Source organism: Collinsella sp. SGI.178 (assembly GCF_050313495.1).
Taxonomy (GTDB): domain Bacteria; phylum Actinomycetota; class Coriobacteriia; order Coriobacteriales; family Coriobacteriaceae; genus Collinsella.
The window spans coordinates 1-16,748 of sequence record NZ_JBNPLM010000015.1 but is presented as its reverse complement, the minus strand read 5'-3'; the positions used below and the strand labels follow the sequence as shown (position 1 = coordinate 16,748).

The following is a 16,748-nucleotide window of genomic DNA, read 5'->3' as shown; positions in this document are numbered from 1 at the left end:
TGCCGACGATGGCGGCCAGTGCAATCGCCTTAGGACGTGGCGTGCGCACCGGGCTCGACCGTCCAGGTGATGCTTGCCACTTGATCTCCCGTACCGGTGGCGTGGTAGATGTCACGCGTGACGCGGGCGACGTGGCCACTCACATTGAGCCTAATTTTGTCCGTTCCGTCGGCAATGTCCTTGTACTTCATGTCGAAGCTTGCGTCTTTGGAAAGATCGAGGCCCGTAGTCTGAGTCGCCGAGCTGGCATCCTTTTCTGCCTTATCGGGGCCAACCTTAAAATCGATGGAGTTCTGGGCCGAGCCCGTCTTTGCGTCTGCAACGATTGTCCAGTCGTTCTTGGCCGTGACCTTCATGTTGGTGACGTGGATGCCGTATGCCGAGAGGTTGTCGATGGTAATCGTCTTGTCGGAGGGTCCTACAAGCGTTCCGTCGGCTTTGGCGGCAAAAGGGATGACCGTTGGCACCTTAAACGAAACATTGCTAATGTCGGCCTTCACCGTCACATCGGTGGTTCCAACGCGCACCTCTGCCATGGCCGCCGTTGGCGCGGCGCCCATCGCAAGTGCGAGCGTAAGCCCTGCGCCCACGGCGAGTGCCCTGGCTCCGCTCAGGTTCACGGGTGTGTTCATAATCGATCCTTTCTGCTCGTCACGGACTGTTTCCGTGATGGTTGGACGAATGGGGACAGGGTGCTGCCCCTGCGAGCGCGTCGGCCACTAGCCTTCTGCCTGTGCCACCCGCACTTTGACGCGCGTCGGATTGCCGTGGGTGTCGTAGGTCTTGGCATCGAGTGCCTGAATCTCGATATATGCCTCGCCTTCTTGGATATCGCCGGCGGGGCAGGTCTCAACCGTCTTGCCGGCTTCGACCACACCGGACTCATAGATGGTCTCGTCGTTTTGAATCACGCGGAAGCGCTGGGGAAACTTGTTGTCTTGGACGTTCTGCACGTTGACGCGCAACTTGCCGCCTTCCTGCAACTGTGCGACCGGCGCGACCGAGATCGTCATCATGTTGTCGCGGACGATGGCGTCGAGCTCATCCTGGATTTCTTGGCGCGATTTACCTTCTGCCGTCGTGACTGAGGCGCCCGCTTCGGGCACGGGCTGCGACTGCCAGGCGTATAGCCCTACGGCGATGAGGGCGCAGACGACAGCCAGGCAGACAACGACGAGTTTCTTGCGACGCCCCAGTCCTGCAAGGCGGGGCGGCTTCTTCGCACTCATGCGGCGTCCTTGGTGGTGTAGACACGTGCGAACGTGGACGGGTCCGCTCCAAAGAGCATGTGAAGCATCAGGCGGCGCGAGTAGATGAGCTCGTCGAAGTCGTGAGGGAGCTCGATGTTGTGGATACGCGCGATGTGGTGGGCGAGCGCCGAGAACGACTCGGGGTCGCAGATCACATCGGTGGTGACGTGGTAGACCTCCGTACCTGGAAATGCATCTTCGTCGAAAGGCAAGAGATAGGGGTCGTCATCGACTTCGATGGCGAAACCGTATTGGGGCCAGTAATATGCCATGGAAACCTCCCTGCTCTGGGGCCAAAACTCCTATTGGTTTGGCTGTCGATGCCGACCGTATCAGCCGCAACTTGCCCAATAACTAACCAATTGCTTGACGAGCCGATATCCCCGCAGGTAAAAGCATGTGAAAAAAATCTCAACTATTTTTGACTGATAAATGCACATGTTGTGGCTGCGCGGCAACGTGTGGCAAAAGCATCGCTTGTCTCGAAAATTCCACCGTTCGCCGAATTGCGCGAACGTTAAAAACGTCAATTATGGAGACGGTCTCGAACATGTTGGTGAAACGATGCGGTAACATTTCCCTGCAAGCACTGTAGTTAGCTAAAGGGGGAGTTCGCGTGTCTGCAACCATCAAACCCTTCACCGACGAGTTCGAAGAGTATGGTCGCGATGAGTCTCGCACATCGGGCGAGGCCTCGAGCATCTCGTTTCCGACAACGGAGGACGAGGTCCGCGCCATTATGGAAAAGCTCCATGCCGAGCGTGTCCCGGTGACGGTTCAGGGCGCCCGGACCGGTCTTGCCGCCGGCGCCGTGCCTCATGGCGGTCACATTCTCAATACTTCCCGCATGAATCGCTACCTAGGCATTCGCCGCGATGAGCAGGGCCGCTTTCTTTTGCGCGTGGCGCCCGGCGTCGTGCTGTCTGAGCTGCGCAAGCAACTGGGCAAGAAAGTGCTGCCGACTGCCGGCTGGGACCAGGCATCGCTTGAGGCCTACGAGGAGTTCCAGGAAGCTCCCGAGCAATTCTTTCCTACCGATCCCACCGAGGCATCTGCCTGCCTGGGCGGTATGGCGGCATGCAACGCTTCCGGCGCCCGTAGCTACGCTTACGGCCCCATGCGCCCTCACGTCACGGGCCTTCATGTCGTGCTGACCGATGGCGACCTGCTCGAGCTTCACCGTGGCGAGGTTTTTGCACAGGGTCGTCGCCTTTCGCTCGTCACGGTGCAGGGCCGCACGCTCGAGCTCGACCTTCCCGACTACACCATGCCCAAGACCAAAAATGCTTCGGGCTATTTCGTTGCTAACGATATGGATGCCATCGATCTGTTTATCGGTGCGTGTGGAACACTCGGCGTCATCACCGAGCTCGAGATTGCCCTGCAGGCGGCGCCTGCGGTCGTTTGGGGCGTGAGCTGCTTCTTTGACAGCGAAGACAAGGCCGTGTCCTTCACCGATTCTGTACGTCCCGTCCTGTCCCACGCGGCTGCCATCGAATATTTCGATGCGGGCGCCCTGGATATCCTGCGTCGTCAGCGCGAGCAGTCGACTGTGTTCGCCTCGCTGCCGGCGCTCGACAAAGACGCCAAGGTCTGTGTCTACGTGGAGCTCGACTGCGACGACGAAGCCCAGGCGACTGAGGAGCTGTATCACTTGGGGTGGGTACTGGAGCTTGCGGGCGGCAGCGACGATGCGACATGGGTCGCGCGCACCGAGGTCGATCGCGAGTGTCAGCGATTCTTCCGCCATGCGGTGCCCGAGAGCGTCAACATGCTCATCGACGAGCGTCGCCGTACGGACCCCACCATTACCAAGCTGGGGTCGGATATGTCGGTGCCCAACGCACACTTGGCCGATGTCATCGCCCTTTATCGCCGCACGTTGGCCGAAAGTGGGCTTGAATCTGCCGCCTGGGGGCACATCGGTAACAACCATCTGCATGTGAACATTCTGCCGCGCGATGCGCAGGATTACCGCCGCGGCGAAGAGCTCTTTGCCCAGTGGGCTTCCGAGGTCACGGCCATGGGCGGCGCCGTCTCCGCCGAACACGGCGTCGGCAAGATCAAGGCGGGCTTCTTGGAGACGATGTACGGTCACGAGGCCATGGTCGAGTCGGCGCGGCTCAAGCTCCAGCTCGATCCTGCCGGGCAGCTGGGCCGCGGTAACCTGTTTTCGGAGCAGCTCTTGGATGAGCTCGTCCAGAAAGGGGGCGCGTGAAGATGAGCGATTTCCATATGGTGGTGTGCGTCAAGGCGGTGCCGGGCAGCACCGAGGTCAAGATGGACCCCAAGACCAATACCATCGTGCGCGATGGCAAGCAGGCGGTAATTAATCCCTTTGACGCGAGCGCTTTGGAATGCGCGCTGGCGCTGAAGGACGACTTTATCGGCTTTGGCATGGACGTGCGCGTAACGGTGGTGTCGATGGGCATCCCCGCGACTGAATCGCTATTGCGCGACTGCATCGCCCGAGGCGCCGATGACGCACTGCTGCTAACCGATCGCGCCTTTGCAGGTGCCGATACCCTGGCAACCACCTATGCCCTCAAGTGCGGCATCGAGGCGCTCGACGAGGACTTCGACCTGCTCATCTGCGGCAAGATGGCGGTGGACGGCGATACGGCCCAGATTGGTCCCGAGCTTGCCGGTGCCTTCGAGATTCCCTGCGTGACCGACGTGAGCTGCGTGCAGAGTGCGGGCTTTACGACCTGTGGTTCACTGGCGCTTGTTCACGGCTGCGATGCCGGCGAGGAGACGGTCTATCTTGAGATGCCGTGCGCGATGACGACTGCCAAGGAGATTGGCCAACTGCGCATGCCGAGTATCGCCGGTATTCGTGCGGCCGAGGAGGCGGACGTGCGCGTGGTCAACGCTGCCGACGTGAACGCCGACCCCGCGCGCTGCGGTCTTGCCGGCTCGCCGACACAGGTCGTGCGATCGTTTGTGCCCGACCGCGACCAAACGTGCGAGACCGTTGACGGAACGGCGTCCGAGCAGGCGGCGAAACTTGCCAAGATTATCGAGGGATGGCATAGATGAGCGGACTGATTATCGATAGCGAAGCCTGTATCGGCTGTGGTCGCTGCGTTCGCGCCTGTGCCTCGGGCGGCATCGTAGTGGAAGGCGAGCGGCCCAACCGTTGCGCCCGCGTAACCGACGGCTGCATGCTATGCGGCGGGTGCGTCGACGCTTGCCCCGTCAATGCCATTTCGATCGAGCGCGAGGAGGCCGCCGGCGCGGTTGACCTCGATGCATATCGAGACATTTGGGTATTCGCGCAGACCGACGAGCGCGATACGGTGGCTCCCGTTGCCTTCGAGCTCATGGGCAAGGGCCGCGAGCTTGCGGATACACGCGGCTGTCGCCTGGTGGCGCTGGTCGGCATGGGCCCCGAGGGTTCTCTCGGTGACCTGGAGCATCTGGTTTGCGCCGGTGCAGACGAGGTCCTGATCTGTCGCGACGAGCGCCTGCGCCAGAACGATGTGGAGGTCTACGCCCGCCTCATCTGCGATTTGGTGGCAGAGCGCAAGCCCGAGGCCATTCTGTACGGAGCGACCGCCTTTGGCCGCGAACTGGCACCCGGCGTTGCCGTGCGTTTGCAGACGGGCCTTACGGCTGACTGCACCGTGCTTTCGATGGATGCGGAGACGGGGCTGCTGCAACAGACGCGTCCGGCGTTTGGCGGCAACCTGATGGCCACCATCGTCTGCCCCAATCATCGTCCCCAGATGGCAACGGTGCGCCCCGGCATCTTTAAGGCGCCCGACTTTGACTACGGCCGCTCCGGCACGATCACCCAGATAGCACTTGCGGATGATGCTAAGGCTCGTGTCGAGATCTCGATTCCCGCCGAGGAGTGGGGACAGCAGGCTTCAATCGCCGATGCCGAGCGCCTGGTCGTGGTAGGTCGCGGCATTGGTTCCAAGAAAAACCTGCCGCTGATGCGAAGGCTCGCCGAGGCTCTGGGAGCCGAGCTTGGCTGCACGCGACCCGTCGTGGAGGCCGGCTGGTTGGAGTATCGCCATCAGATTGGCCAGACGGGCGTATCGGTTTCGCCCAAGATTCTTGTGAGTATCGGTGTTTCGGGCGCCATCCAGCATCTTGCCGGCATCGGTGGGGCGGAATGCATTATCGCCATCAACGAGGACCCGGATGCCCCCATCTTTGGTGCTGCCCAGTACAAGGTTGTCGGTGATGCCGTCGAGGTCGTCGAGGAGCTGCTGGCCCAGCTTGAGCGCTAGGCGCGCGCCAGCCAGTCGCGCATCTCTTCCCTAAGACGGCTCCAGGTTGCCTGTGTGGCGGGGTCGGTAAAGGGCTGCGTAATACCAAAGGGCGCGTCGAGCAGGCGGTAGATATCGCCCTGCTCGCGCGCCAGCGCGCGGCTCGCCGGATAGACGAGCTCAAACATAAAGCAGATGAGTCCTACCAGGTAGTCCGCGGGCTCGTCGCGTTCATCACGTGCGACGCAGCGGTGCTCGTCAAAGGCGGCCAACGTCGGCGCCGAGAAGTGGCTGGCGAGAAATGCGTCCTCATCCACCTTGAGGATGGTGTCGACGGTGCTGTCGGCGATGGTGCGCATAATGTCGATTTTGTCGCCATCGCGCACGATATCGCAGAAGCACCGTGTACGCTCGTCGAGTTGTGCCGGCAGGCGAAAGTCACTGTGATAGGCGATGCTCGCGCGGATGAGCTCGTCTTCTGCCGGGCTGTCGATAAAGTCGCGGATACTTGTTGCCGCGGGCGCGTCTGCAGGGTTTTTGCCAAAAAGGACCTCGAGGCCCAACTTCGCATGGCTCATGCTCTCGGCATCCTTAAACGTGTCCCAGCGTCGCAGCTGCTCAAAGCGGCCCATATCGTGCAACAGCCCACAAAGCCACGCCAGGTCAATGTCCTGTGGTGCCCAGTCCTGCTTGCGTGCCACGGCATCGCATGCCTCGGCAACGTGGTACGTATGCTCGATTTTGAGCGCGATACGCGGATTGGCGGCATCGTAGGCATCGGTGTAGGTCCTGAAGGCCGCGATTGCCCCCGTTCGATCGATAGCTGTCATAACGACTTCCTAAAAAGCTATGTCTTTCTGTGTCTTTCGATCCGGTGGCAATTGTAGATGAACTCGGTTGCCGCCGGACGATGATTCTGCCATGTCGTCGAATGCGGCTCGGAAAGCTTGTCGGGACGAGGAACGCTATGGTGCTCAAAATCGTTAAAACCGTCTGGCCGGTGATGCTTGCCTATGTTGCGATAGGTGCGCCGTTGTCGATGTTCCCACCGCTATTGCGGGTTTCGTCTGCACATCGCTCTTTATTTGCCTGCTCTTTTCGCAGCGGCTGTCGGCGTCGTTGCGGTGGCAATCAAGACAAAGTCGATGTTGTGGTGCTGCGTCTCGGGTATCGGGCTCTATATCGTTTTGAGCCTCGTATAGGAGTGGGGTGCGTTTACCGTCCGGGCCCAACGAATCGGATTTCTCACCGAGCCGGTCTGCTTCTTCTGGTACCATGGTCAAACTTTACTGTAGCAAAGCATGACGTGGGCTTTTCTCCGCGTCGACGGAAATGGGGGTTTCATGGCACAGGAAGCGATCGCCAACGAGCAAAAGAAATTCAAAGTACCGCGCATTCCGGGTGACATCATGATCTACCCGATGATCGTCGGCCTTTTGCTCAATACCTTCTGCCCGCAGGTCTTCGAGATCGGCGGCTTCTTTACCGCCGCCTGCCGCGGCGGTTCCAATACCATCGTCGCCGCGATCCTGTTGTTTGTGGGCGCTGGCATCAGCTTTAAGTCCACGCCGGGTGCCATCAAGACCGGCATCGTCGTACTGATTCCTAAGCTTGTGGTGGCAGCCGTGCTGGGCTTGAGCGTTGCGTATTTCTTTAACGACAACTTTTTGGGCCTGAGCTCGGTTTCCATCATCGGCGGCATTACGTTTTGCAACATGGCGCTCTACACGGGCATCATGGGCGAGTTTGGCGACGAGTCCGAGCAGGGCGCCGTGGGCATCCTGTTCTTCACGGCGGGCCCTGCGGTTACCATGATCATTCTTGGTGTCTCTGGTCTTGCCAACATTCCCGTTGGCACCATCATCGGTTCCATCCTGCCGCTCGTGATTGGCATGGTTTTGGGCAACCTCTTCCCGTTCATCAAGAACCTGCTGGTTCCCGGCACCAATCCTGCGATCGCCGTCATCGGATTTCAGCTCGGTGCGTCTATGAGCCTGTCGAGCTTTATCACCGGCGGCATTTCCGGCATCTTGCTGGGCCTTGTCACGTTGTTTGTCGTCGGTCCCATCACCTTTGCGTTCGAGCGCCTGTGCGGCGGTAACGGCAAAGCCGCCGTGGCTTGTTCCACCATCGCCGGCACGGCTATGACCACGCCGGTTGCTCTTGCCGAGGTCGCGCCGCGCTATGCCGATCTTGCGCCCACCGCATACGCTCAGATCGCCACCGCCGTCATCATCACGGCAATCATGGCTCCGATTCTGACCGGTTGGGTCGATAAGAAGTTCTGCCAGGGCAAGGAAGACCTGTCGCCCGCCGGTGTCGAGGCCATCGAGGAAGCCGTCGCGGCCGACATCGATGGCGAGTAGCCATCGGCGCCCATCAATGATGCTGGCGTGCAACTCGCGCCGTGAGAGCGCCCGGGCGCTCTGGTATTATTCCCTCATTCCCCTCTGGATTGGGGGAGTTATGGTGATGCGTGCGGCTCGGAGAAGCGCTGTCGGTTTGATGATGGGGAGATGGGCCTGGTGGTTAAGGCGCTCAAGATTGAGATATTCCTGCTAAGCATGATTGTTCTTATCGGGCTTGCCGTGCGGAGTCGTCGCTCCTTGTTCTCGAGCACCCAGCAGCTATTGTTTAGCACGCTTGGCTACACCTCTGCCGCGTACATATTATTCGATATGATCTGGGTGCTATTGGATGGTGTGGACGGCACGTTGGGCATTGCTGTCAACTGGATTTCCAACGCGGTTTCGTTTTCGCTCTTTGCCATCGTGTGTCTCATTTGGTTTATTTTTCCGAGACGGTGCAGGGTTCTCGCCTTTTGGCCTCGCGCTATAGGGTGGTGCTTGTAGCGTCGCCTACGGTTCTGGTGGTCGTGCTGGCGTTTACCAGTTACTGGACGCACGCCCTGTTCTATATCGATTCGCAGGGCGTGTATAGTCGCGGCTCTGCTTATATGATCCAGCCCATTGTCAGCTACTGCTACGTTATACATACGTCCCTACATGCGTTTGTGCAATCTCGCAGGGTCGAGAGCCTGCAGACGAAGACCATCTATCGAACCTTGGCATTTTTCGCCATTCCGGCCCTGGTGGGCGGTACCTTTCAGGTCGTATACTCGGTGCCCGGCCTTTGTGTCGGCATAATGATTGGCATATTGTTGCTCTACATTGTCTTCCAGGAGCAGCTCATCTCGACCGACCCGTTGACTGGCCTCAACAATCGCAACCGTTTTGAGACCTATATACTGTCGCTCTTCTCAAATGTGGATCAGGCCGAAGACGTGTATCTGCTTATGATGGACGCCGACGGCTTTAAGCAGATTAACGATCGCTATGGACATGTGGAGGGCGACCATGCTCTTCAGGTCATATCCGCTGCACTCAAAGAAGTCTGCTCGGCGTCTGGTAGCTTTATCGCGCGTTATGGCGGCGATGAGTTCGTGGTGCTTCAAAAGGCGATGGCGGAGCAGGATATCTTGCATCTGTGCGCGGCAATCAACGACGAGCTCGCGTGCGCCGAGGTTCCGTATCTGTTGCGGATGTCCATCGGCTACGCACGGGTTGGTGATGGCGCCGATACCTGGCAAGACTTGCTCCGTGCTGCCGACGCGGAGCTCTACCGCGTAAAGCGCGAGAAGAAGAAAGCCGGCGTCCAGATACGCTAGAAAAAAGGGGCGCACGACCGTTGCGATGGTCGTGCGCCCCTTCTGCGCTTTCGGGGACTAGTATCGGCTGTCGAAGATGCGCCTCGTCTTTTTCTCGGAGCGCGGCAGCTCACCAGGCGCGGCGTGGCATCGCCATGGTTTTCGATGGGGTTAAACGCGTCTGCGGCCTTGCCGCTGGAGTAGGCGTCTGCAATCTGCGGCAGGCGCTCGTTAACCTCGCCATGGGCGGCAAACGAACGGCGCGGGAAGATAACCCATTTGGGATCCTTCTCAAAGGTGCCAGCGGGATGTGCGACGGTATGCTCGGGTACCTCCAAATAGGTTGAGGCGTGACATACGCGGGTGGTGGGGCGCACGATAACGGGCGTATGGTAGCGCTCCGAGATTTCAAATGCCTCTTGCATCATCGCGTAACCCTGCTCCAGATTTTGCGGATCGAGCACGGGGATCTTCGCAAATGCGGCAAAGCGGCGCGTATCCTGCTCGGTTTGAGAGGAGATGGGGCCGGGATCATCGGCAACAAACAGCACCAGACCGCCCTTGATGCCCACGTAGTTGAGGCTCATGAGCGGGTCGGAGGCAACGTTTAGTCCAACTTGTTTGAAGGTAAAAAGGCAGCGCGCTCCTGCATACGATGCACCTGCCAGCACCTCGAGCGCGGCTTTTTCGTTGGTCGACCACTCGACGTGGACACCCTCGGCACTACCTTGGGCCTTGAGTTTGGCAACTGTCTCGACAAGTTCCGTCGACGGCGTGCCCGGGTAGCCGGCGACCACGCGAACGCCCGCCGCAAGCGCGGCATACGCAAAGGCCTGGTTTCCCATAACCAGTTTCTTATGCATCTGCATCCCCTCGATGTCGCCGGCGCGTTACGGCAAGACGGCGTCTGCCGCCGCGACTCGGTACGAAATCAACGAGATACAGTGTGCTCCATTAAGCTAAAGTGAGAGCTGCCCTTTTCAAAACGGGGTGGTTTGTTAGGCCTTTTTAGGTTTGTTGACAATGATGATGCCACTGCAGACCAAGAGCAGGGCCACAATTACGGTAACAGGGCTCGTGCCAGCGCCCTCTCCGAGCAACAACGCGCTCAACAGCACGCCAAAGACCGGGTTCATAAAGCCAAAGACCGAAACGCGGCTAACGGGGTTGACGGCGAGTAGGCGGGACCACAGCGAGTACGCGACGGCGGAAATGAGCGCCATATAAATGATGAGCGCGATGGCGGGGGCGATTTCGGTGGGGAATAGCGCGCCGCCCATCAAAAACCCGATGGCGGTAAGGACCAAACCGCCGACCAAAAACTGCCAGCCGGCGAGCAAGACGCCGTCATGCTCGCGCGAGAAGATGCCAATGAGGCAGGTCGACAGGGCGCCCGCAATAGTGGAAGCCAAGATAAATCCCTCGCCGTCGAGTGTAAAGCCAAAGGTGCCGTCCGCACCCGAAAGGTTGACGAATGCGACGCCGGCAAAGCCCAGTACGCAGCCGAGCACCTTGGTCGCATCGAGCTTTTCGGTGCGAAACGCCAGGGCGGCAAAGAGGATGGCGAGGAAGTTGGCGCTGGCCTCGATGATGGAACTCGACATGGCGCTGGCGCGCGAGAGTCCCAGGTAGAAAAAGAAATACTGCCCGATAGTCTGGAAGAGCGACAGGATGCAGATGGGCTTAATGTCGCGAGCCTGTGGAACGAGTGGGCAGCGCTGGGCCGCGCTCATCCCAACGATAACCAGGGCGCCGGCAAGCGTGAAGCGCAAGCCCGCAAAGAGCAGCTGCGAGGCGCTATCGTGCGCGGGGATGCCAAAGAGCTCATAGCCGATCTTGATGCAGGGGAAAGCCGACCCCCAGAGTGCGCAGCAGACGAGGCAGCCCAGGATGAGTTCGGGCAGGGTGGCGAGATACGGCTTGCGGCTTTCCATGATGTCCTTCCTGTATGCGCGAAGTAAAAAAGAACCCGCCACCGGGTGTGCCGGTGGCGGGTGTTGTTACCCGAGGGGATTGTACCCGATGGGAACGTATTTAAGCGAAGTAGGCTACGCCGCTCTCAAAGATCGGCATGAACTTATCGCCGGGGACATGCTCGGGCACGTTGCGGTACAGGTTGTCGCCGCGACGCTCGGCATGGCCCATCTTGCCCAGGACGCGGCCGTCGGGGCTCGTGATGCCCTCGATGGCGAGCGCGGAGCCGTTGGGGTTGACGGAGAGATCCATGCTGGGCTTGCCATCCTCGCCCACGTACTGCGTGGCGACCTGGCCGTTGGCGATCAGCTGGGCGAGCACTTCATCGTTGGCGACAAAGCGGCCCTCGCCGTGGCTGATGGCGACGGTGTAGGGGTCGTCCAGACTGCACTGCGACAGCCACGGGGACAGGTTGGACGAGATGCGGGTGCGCACCAGACGGCTCTGATGGCGACCGATGGTGTTGAACGTCAGCGTGGGCGCATCGGGCGTGGCGTCGACGATGTCGCCGTAGGGCACCAGACCGAGCTTGATCAGGGCCTGGAAGCCGTTGCAGATGCCCAGCATCAGGCCGTCGCGGGCCTTGAGCAGGTCGCGGACTGCCTCGGTGACCTCGGGAGCGCGGAAGAACGCCGTGATGAACTTGGCGGAGCCGTCGGGCTCGTCGCCGCCCGAGAAGCCGCCGGGAATCATGACGATCTGGCTTGCACGGATGCGGCGGGCGAGCTCGTGGGTGCTCTCGGCGACGGCCTCGGGCGTGAGGTTGTTGATCACGAAGGTGTCGGCCTCGGCGCCGGCGGCGCGGAAGGCGCGGGCGCTATCGTACTCGCAGTTGTTGCCGGGGAACACAGGGATGATCACGCGCGGGCGGGCGATCTTGGCGCCGCCGTACACATGGATATCCTTGGCGCGGAAGTCGATGGTCTCGACCTCGGGGGTCTCGCCGGCGCTGCGGTAGGCGAAGACGCCCTCGATACCGCTCTCCCAGGCCTCCTGGAGCTCGGCGAGCTCGATGACTTCGGAGCCGGTGTCGATGACATAGCCCTCGACGGTGGTACCCAGGGGCTCGACGACAACGCCGTCGGCGACCTCGGGCAGCTCGGCGTCCTCGGCGAGCTCGACGATAAAGCTGCCGTAGAGCGGGGTGAAGAGGCTCTCCACGTCCACATCTTCGGCAAGCTCGATACCGATCTGGTTGCCGACGCACATCTTAAAGAGGCTCTCGGCGCCGCAGCCGTAGCCGGGCGTGGAGACGGCCAGGGCGTCGCCGGTAGCGGTGAGCGCCTCGACGGCGTCAAACGCGGCGAGCAGCTGCTGGGCATCGGGGCGGTAGTCCTCGCCATAGGTGGCGGGGGCGATGCGAACGACGCGGTGCGTGAGGCCCTTAAACTCGGGGGAGACGGCGCGGGCGGCACGGCCCACGGCGACAGCGAAGCTGATCAGGGTCGGCGGAACGTTGAGCTCGCCGGCCTCGTCCTCAAACGAGCCGCTCATGGAATCCTTGCCGCCGATGGCGCCGGCACCCAGGTCGACCTGGGCCATAAGGGCGCCCAGGACGGCTGCCATGGGCTTGCCCCAACGTTCGGGCTCGGTGCGCAGGCGCTCAAAGTACTCCTGGAAGGAGAGGTAGGCGCGCTTGTGCTCAAAGCCGGCGGCAACGAGCTTGGCGATGGACTCGACCACGGACAGGTAGGCGCCTGCAAACTGGTCGGCCTCCATCAGGTAGGGGTTGAAGCCCCATGCCATAGCGCTCGCCGTGGTGGTCTCGCCGTCCACGGGGAACTTGGCGACCATGGCAGAGCTCGGGGTGAGCTGCGTCTTGCCGCCAAAGGGCATGAGCACGGTAGCGGCACCGATGGTGGAGTCGAAGCGCTCGGAAAGGCCCTTGTTGGAGGCGACGTTGAGATCGGTGACAAGCGAGGTCATGCGCTCGGCAAGCGTGGTGCCGGCCCAGCTGGGTTGCCACACGCTGCGGGCACACACGTGGGCGACCTGGTGCTTGGGTGCGCCGTTGGAGTTGAGGAACTCGCGGGACAGATCGACGATGGCGACGCCGTTCCAGGCCATACGCATGCGCGGTTCGGCGGTAACCTCGGCGATGACGGTCGCCTCCAGGTTCTCCTCGGCGGCATAACCCATGAACTCCTCGACGTCACCGTCGGCGACGGCGCAGGCCATGCGCTCCTGGGACTCGGAGATAGCGAGCTCGGTTCCGTCCAGGCCGTCGTACTTCTTGGTCACGGTGTCCAGGTCGACATACAGGCCGTCGGCAAGCTCGCCCACGGCGACCGAGACGCCGCCGGCGCCAAAGTCGTTGCAGCGCTTGATCAGGCGGCAGGCGTCGCCGCGGCGGAACAGACGCTGCAGCTTGCGCTCGACCGGGGCGTTGCCCTTCTGGACCTCGGCGCCCGAGGTCTCGATGGAATCGGTGTTCTGGGTCTTGGAGGAGCCGGTGGCACCGCCGATGCCGTCACGGCCGGTGCGGCCGCCCAGCAGGATGATCTTGTCGGTGGGGGCGGGGCACTCGCGGCGCACGTGGTTTGCCGGGGTGGCGCCCACGACGGCGCCGACCTCCATGCGCTTGGCCACGTAGCCGGGGTGATAGAGTTCGTTGACCTGACCGGTGGCAAGGCCGATCTGGTTGCCGTAGCTGGAGTAGCCGGCGGCAGCGGTGGTCACGAGCTTGCGCTGCGGCAGCTTGCCCTCGAGCGTCTCGGAGACCGGGACGGTGGGGTCGCCGGCGCCGGTGACGCGCATGGCCTGGTACACATAGCTGCGGCCAGAGAGCGGGTCGCGGATGGCGCCGCCCACGCAGGTGGCGGCACCGCCGAAGGGCTCGATCTCGGTCGGGTGGTTGTGGGTCTCGTTCTTAAACAGGAACAGCCAGTCCTGGTCCTCGCCGTCGACATCGACCTTCACCTTGACGGTGCAGGCGTTGATCTCCTCGGACTCGTCGACATCGGTCATGACGCCGGTCTTCTTAAGGTACTTGGCACCGATGGTGCCCATGTCCATAAGGCAGACGGGCTTGGCGTCGCGACCGAGCTCGTGGCGCATCTCCATATAGCGGTCGAAGGCCTGCTGTACCACGGCGTCATCGATTGTCACGTCGTCCAGGACGGTACCGAAGGTGGTGTGGCGGCAGTGGTCGGACCAATAGGTGTCGATCACGCGGATCTCGGTGATGGTGGGGTCGCGGTCCTCATCGCGGAAGTACTGCTGGCAGAAGGCGATGTCCGCCTCGTCCATGGCAAGGCCGCGCTCGGAGATAAAGGCGGCAAGGCCGGCCTCGTCGAGTTCGCGGAAGCCGTCGAGCACCTCGACGGGCTGGGGCTCGGGGGTCTCCATGTACAGCGTCTCGGGTAGGTCGAGCGAGGCGATGCGGGCCTCGACGGGATTCACCACGTAGTGCTTGATGGCCTCGATGGCGGCTTCGTCCAGAGCGCCCGAGATCATATAGACCTTGGCGGAGCGAACGGCGGGGCGCTCGCCCTGGCTGATGAGCTGCACGCACTCGCTGGCGGAGTCGGCGCGCTGGTCAAACTGGCCAGGCAGGAATTCGACGGCAAAGACGGCGCCATCGCTTGCGGGGAGTTCGTCGTAGGTCACATCGACCTGGGGCTCGCTAAAGACGGTCGGCACGCAGGAGCGGAAAAGCTCCTCGTCGATGCCCTCGACGTCGTAGCGGTTGATGATCCTCAGGGCCTCGATGCCCTTGATGCCGAGAATTTCGGTCAGCTCGCCCTTGAGCTGCTGAGCCTCGACGTCGAACCCGGGTTTCTTCTCCACGTAAATACGAGAGACCATTGGTTCCTGCCTTCCTGATCGGTTGGGCGTACGGTGCGGTATGCGGCAGCGGTCGGTTTGCGGGACAAGCCTCGCGGTCGCCTTGAGCCACATGTTTGTAAACGTCACTATGATACGACAGCTCATGGCGTATTGAGGACGGCGAGGGTGCTACAGTGAAGCGCAAACAAGAGAAAGGCATCACATGGCATTCGTTTCGCTCGCCATCATCGCGCTTGTGGCCTTCGCAAGCCCCTTTATCGCATCGGCGATTCCCGGAAAGCCCGTTCCCGAGACGGTTTTTTTGCTCGTGTTCGGCGCGGTGCTGGGGCCTCACATGCTCGGCGTCATCCATGTAGATGCCGAGGTCTCGCTTGTGTCCGAGCTCGGTCTGGCCTTTTTGTTCCTGCTTGCCGGCTTTGAGATCGACCCCAAGAACATCACGGGCGTCGAGGGGCGCTACGGTATGGCGACGTGGGTCGTCACGTTTGGCATCGCCTGGCTTGCCGTGCGCTTTACCCCGTGGTTCTCGGTCAGCCATTTCGACGGTATCGCCGTGACGCTGGCGCTCACTTCGACGGCGCTCGGCACGCTCGTGCCCATCATGCGTGAGCGTTCGCTGACCGGCACGCGTGTGGGTGACTCCATCCTTGCCTATGGCACGTGGGGAGAGCTCGGTCCCGTGCTTGCCATGTCGGTGCTGCTCTCCGCTCGTACTGGTATCCAGACGCTCGTGATCCTTGGCTTGTTTGCACTGGTCTGTGTGCTGTTGGCCGTGGTTCCGAGCCGCTCCAAGCGCGTCGGCAGCCGCTTCTTTGCGTTTGTCGAGGAGCGGGCCGACACGACGTCGCAGACGTTCGTGCGCCTGACGGTGCTCATCCTGGTCACACTCGTGGCATTTTCCGCCATCTTTGACCTCGACATCGTGTTGGGCTCTTTTGCCGCTGGCTTTGTCCTGCGCTATATCATCCCCGAGGGCAACCATACGCTCGAGACCAAGCTCGATGGCCTGGCCTATGGCTTTTTGATTCCGGTGTTCTTTACCGTGTCGGGCGCAAAGATTGACCTGACGGCCGTGGCGTCGCGCCCGGGTCTGCTCGTGGGCTTTATCGCGGCGTTGCTGATCATTCGCGCCGTGCCGATCCTTGTCTCTATGAGCATTTGTCCCGCGACACGTGACGTTTCGGCGTATGGCCGCATTACCGTGGCCCTGTACTGCACCACGGCCCTGCCGATCATCGTAGCCGTGACGAGTGTGGCCGTCAACGCAGGCGCTCTGTCGCAAGACGTCGCCTCGGTTATGGTAGCCGCCGGTGCTATCACGGTGTTCTTGATGCCGCTACTCGCGCAGCTCTTCTATCGCGTGGTCGATGCCGCGCCGGCCACTGCCGTGGCAGAGGTCGCCGAGCACCCTGCCGACGCACTCGATATCCTGCGCGCTCACCACGACCTAGCGAGCCTGCTCGCGCGCGAGCATGAGCTTTTGACCTCGCATGGCCATGGGCGCTCGCTCGACGGCATACCTACCCTTGATTCCATTGCTGACCGCCTCTCGACCGAGGCGGCAAGCGGCCACATCGATGCCCGCATCGTGGACGCCGCTCATTTGCTGGCTGAGAAGACCTATGGCGACGAGATCGACCCGTCCAAGCTGACTCCACGCGAGCGCCGCCGCCTGGAGCGCGCCAAGCTCGCCGTGCGCGAATACCGCCGCCGCATGCTGGAGCTCTACGCGCGCGATGAAGCCCAGGACGACGACGGCAAATAACGAGATGCTTCCCTAGGGGAAGCCGCGTCCCGCTTTAAAGACCCGAAACGGGACGCAGTTTCCGCATCGGCCCCCATCGGGAAGTCACATCCCAGAATGGACGC

13 protein-coding genes are annotated in these 16,748 nt (G+C 61.5%); 6 read left to right on the top strand and 7 right to left on the bottom strand.

The genetic code is table 11. The annotated features are described in order from the left end of the window. Positions 1–29 precede the first annotated feature (29 nt). The 3 genes from ACQRAQ_RS05625 to ACQRAQ_RS05615 all read right to left on the bottom strand — a co-directional run bounded on the left by ACQRAQ_RS05625 (position 30) and on the right by ACQRAQ_RS05615 (position 1,522). Positions 30–632, bottom strand: a complete 603-nt coding sequence (locus ACQRAQ_RS05625; protein WP_427794192.1) for a hypothetical protein — start codon at positions 630–632, stop codon at positions 30–32. A gap of 87 nt (positions 633–719) precedes the next feature. Continuing rightward, positions 720–1,229 carry a hypothetical protein gene (locus ACQRAQ_RS05620; protein ID WP_427719604.1) on the bottom strand — a complete coding sequence of 170 codons (510 nt, stop codon included), beginning with the start codon at positions 1,227–1,229 and terminating at the stop codon, positions 720–722. Further along, positions 1,226–1,522, bottom strand: coding sequence for a hypothetical protein (locus ACQRAQ_RS05615; protein ID WP_154517147.1), 297 nt, complete (start codon positions 1,520–1,522; stop codon positions 1,226–1,228). Before ACQRAQ_RS05615 ends, ACQRAQ_RS05620 begins: the two co-directional genes overlap by 4 nt. 344 nt (positions 1,523–1,866) lie before the next feature. Here ACQRAQ_RS05615 and ACQRAQ_RS05610 point away from each other — a divergent pair, with 344 nt between their 5' ends. Genes ACQRAQ_RS05610 through ACQRAQ_RS05600 form a run of 3 tightly spaced genes read left to right on the top strand, consistent with a single transcriptional unit; the run spans position 1,867 to position 5,491 of the window. Then, positions 1,867–3,468 (top strand): FAD-binding oxidoreductase, encoded by a 1,602-nt coding sequence (locus tag ACQRAQ_RS05610; RefSeq protein ID WP_427794191.1) that lies wholly within the window; start codon positions 1,867–1,869, stop codon positions 3,466–3,468. A gap of 2 nt (positions 3,469–3,470) precedes the next feature. Further along, entirely contained in the window at positions 3,471–4,289 is an 819-nt protein-coding gene (locus tag ACQRAQ_RS05605; RefSeq protein WP_427794213.1) for an electron transfer flavoprotein subunit beta/FixA family protein, read from the top strand. Further along, positions 4,286–5,491: an FAD-binding protein gene (locus tag ACQRAQ_RS05600; protein ID WP_427794190.1), complete on the top strand. Its 1,206-nt coding sequence runs from the start codon at positions 4,286–4,288 to the stop codon at positions 5,489–5,491. The genes ACQRAQ_RS05605 and ACQRAQ_RS05600 overlap by 4 nt, the downstream gene beginning before the upstream one ends. On the opposite strand, the gene ACQRAQ_RS05595 is transcribed toward ACQRAQ_RS05600, so the two are convergent. Next, positions 5,488–6,300: an HD domain-containing protein gene (locus ACQRAQ_RS05595; protein WP_427794189.1), complete on the bottom strand. Its 813-nt coding sequence runs from the start codon at positions 6,298–6,300 to the stop codon at positions 5,488–5,490. The two genes, ACQRAQ_RS05600 and ACQRAQ_RS05595, sit on opposite strands and share 4 nt — an antisense overlap. Before the next feature lie 513 nt (positions 6,301–6,813). Here ACQRAQ_RS05595 and ACQRAQ_RS05590 point away from each other — a divergent pair. Together ACQRAQ_RS05590 and ACQRAQ_RS05585 are read left to right on the top strand one after the other, a co-directional pair. Further along, the gene (locus tag ACQRAQ_RS05590; protein WP_427794188.1) at positions 6,814–7,836 is read left to right on the top strand and encodes a 2-keto-3-deoxygluconate permease; all 1,023 of its coding nucleotides are present in this window, start codon (positions 6,814–6,816) and stop codon (positions 7,834–7,836) included. 455 nt (positions 7,837–8,291) lie between these two features. Then, positions 8,292–9,137, top strand: a complete 846-nt coding sequence (locus ACQRAQ_RS05585; protein WP_427794187.1) for a GGDEF domain-containing protein — start codon at positions 8,292–8,294, stop codon at positions 9,135–9,137. Here the strand turns inward: ACQRAQ_RS05585 and ACQRAQ_RS05580 are convergent. The 3 genes from ACQRAQ_RS05580 to ACQRAQ_RS05570 all read right to left on the bottom strand — a co-directional run bounded on the left by ACQRAQ_RS05580 (position 9,134) and on the right by ACQRAQ_RS05570 (position 14,897). Next, positions 9,134–9,979, bottom strand: a complete 846-nt coding sequence (locus tag ACQRAQ_RS05580; protein WP_427794186.1) for a hypothetical protein — start codon at positions 9,977–9,979, stop codon at positions 9,134–9,136. The genes ACQRAQ_RS05585 and ACQRAQ_RS05580 overlap by 4 nt on opposite strands. Positions 9,980–10,114: 135 nt before the next feature. Beyond that, complete coding sequence (locus tag ACQRAQ_RS05575; RefSeq protein WP_427794185.1) at positions 10,115–11,050, bottom strand: DMT family transporter; 936 nt, start codon at positions 11,048–11,050, stop codon at positions 10,115–10,117. Between the two features lie 100 nt (positions 11,051–11,150). Further along, the gene (locus ACQRAQ_RS05570; protein ID WP_427794184.1) at positions 11,151–14,897 is read right to left on the bottom strand and encodes a phosphoribosylformylglycinamidine synthase; all 3,747 of its coding nucleotides are present in this window, start codon (positions 14,895–14,897) and stop codon (positions 11,151–11,153) included. A gap of 184 nt (positions 14,898–15,081) precedes the next feature. Between ACQRAQ_RS05570 and ACQRAQ_RS05565 the strand changes: the two genes are divergently transcribed. After that, complete coding sequence (locus ACQRAQ_RS05565; RefSeq protein WP_427794183.1) at positions 15,082–16,644, top strand: cation:proton antiporter; 1,563 nt, start codon at positions 15,082–15,084, stop codon at positions 16,642–16,644. The last annotated feature ends 104 nt before the right edge of the window (positions 16,645–16,748 follow it).

Coding starts and splice junctions, on each gene's coding strand:
- ACQRAQ_RS05595 (WP_427794189.1), bottom strand. CDS start 6,300: ATGACAGCTATCGATCGAACGGGGGCAATCGCGGCCTTCAGGACCTAC.
- ACQRAQ_RS05575 (WP_427794185.1), bottom strand. CDS start 11,050: ATGGAAAGCCGCAAGCCGTATCTCGCCACCCTGCCCGAACTCATCCTG.
- ACQRAQ_RS05605 (WP_427794213.1), top strand. CDS start 3,471: ATGAGCGATTTCCATATGGTGGTGTGCGTCAAGGCGGTGCCGGGCAGC.
- ACQRAQ_RS05625 (WP_427794192.1), bottom strand. CDS start 632: ATGAACACACCCGTGAACCTGAGCGGAGCCAGGGCACTCGCCGTGGGC.
- ACQRAQ_RS05590 (WP_427794188.1), top strand. CDS start 6,814: ATGGCACAGGAAGCGATCGCCAACGAGCAAAAGAAATTCAAAGTACCG.
- ACQRAQ_RS05600 (WP_427794190.1), top strand. CDS start 4,286: ATGAGCGGACTGATTATCGATAGCGAAGCCTGTATCGGCTGTGGTCGC.
- ACQRAQ_RS05565 (WP_427794183.1), top strand. CDS start 15,082: ATGGCATTCGTTTCGCTCGCCATCATCGCGCTTGTGGCCTTCGCAAGC.
- ACQRAQ_RS05620 (WP_427719604.1), bottom strand. CDS start 1,229: ATGAGTGCGAAGAAGCCGCCCCGCCTTGCAGGACTGGGGCGTCGCAAG.
- ACQRAQ_RS05570 (WP_427794184.1), bottom strand. CDS start 14,897: ATGGTCTCTCGTATTTACGTGGAGAAGAAACCCGGGTTCGACGTCGAG.
- ACQRAQ_RS05580 (WP_427794186.1), bottom strand. CDS start 9,979: ATGCATAAGAAACTGGTTATGGGAAACCAGGCCTTTGCGTATGCCGCG.
- ACQRAQ_RS05615 (WP_154517147.1), bottom strand. CDS start 1,522: ATGGCATATTACTGGCCCCAATACGGTTTCGCCATCGAAGTCGATGAC.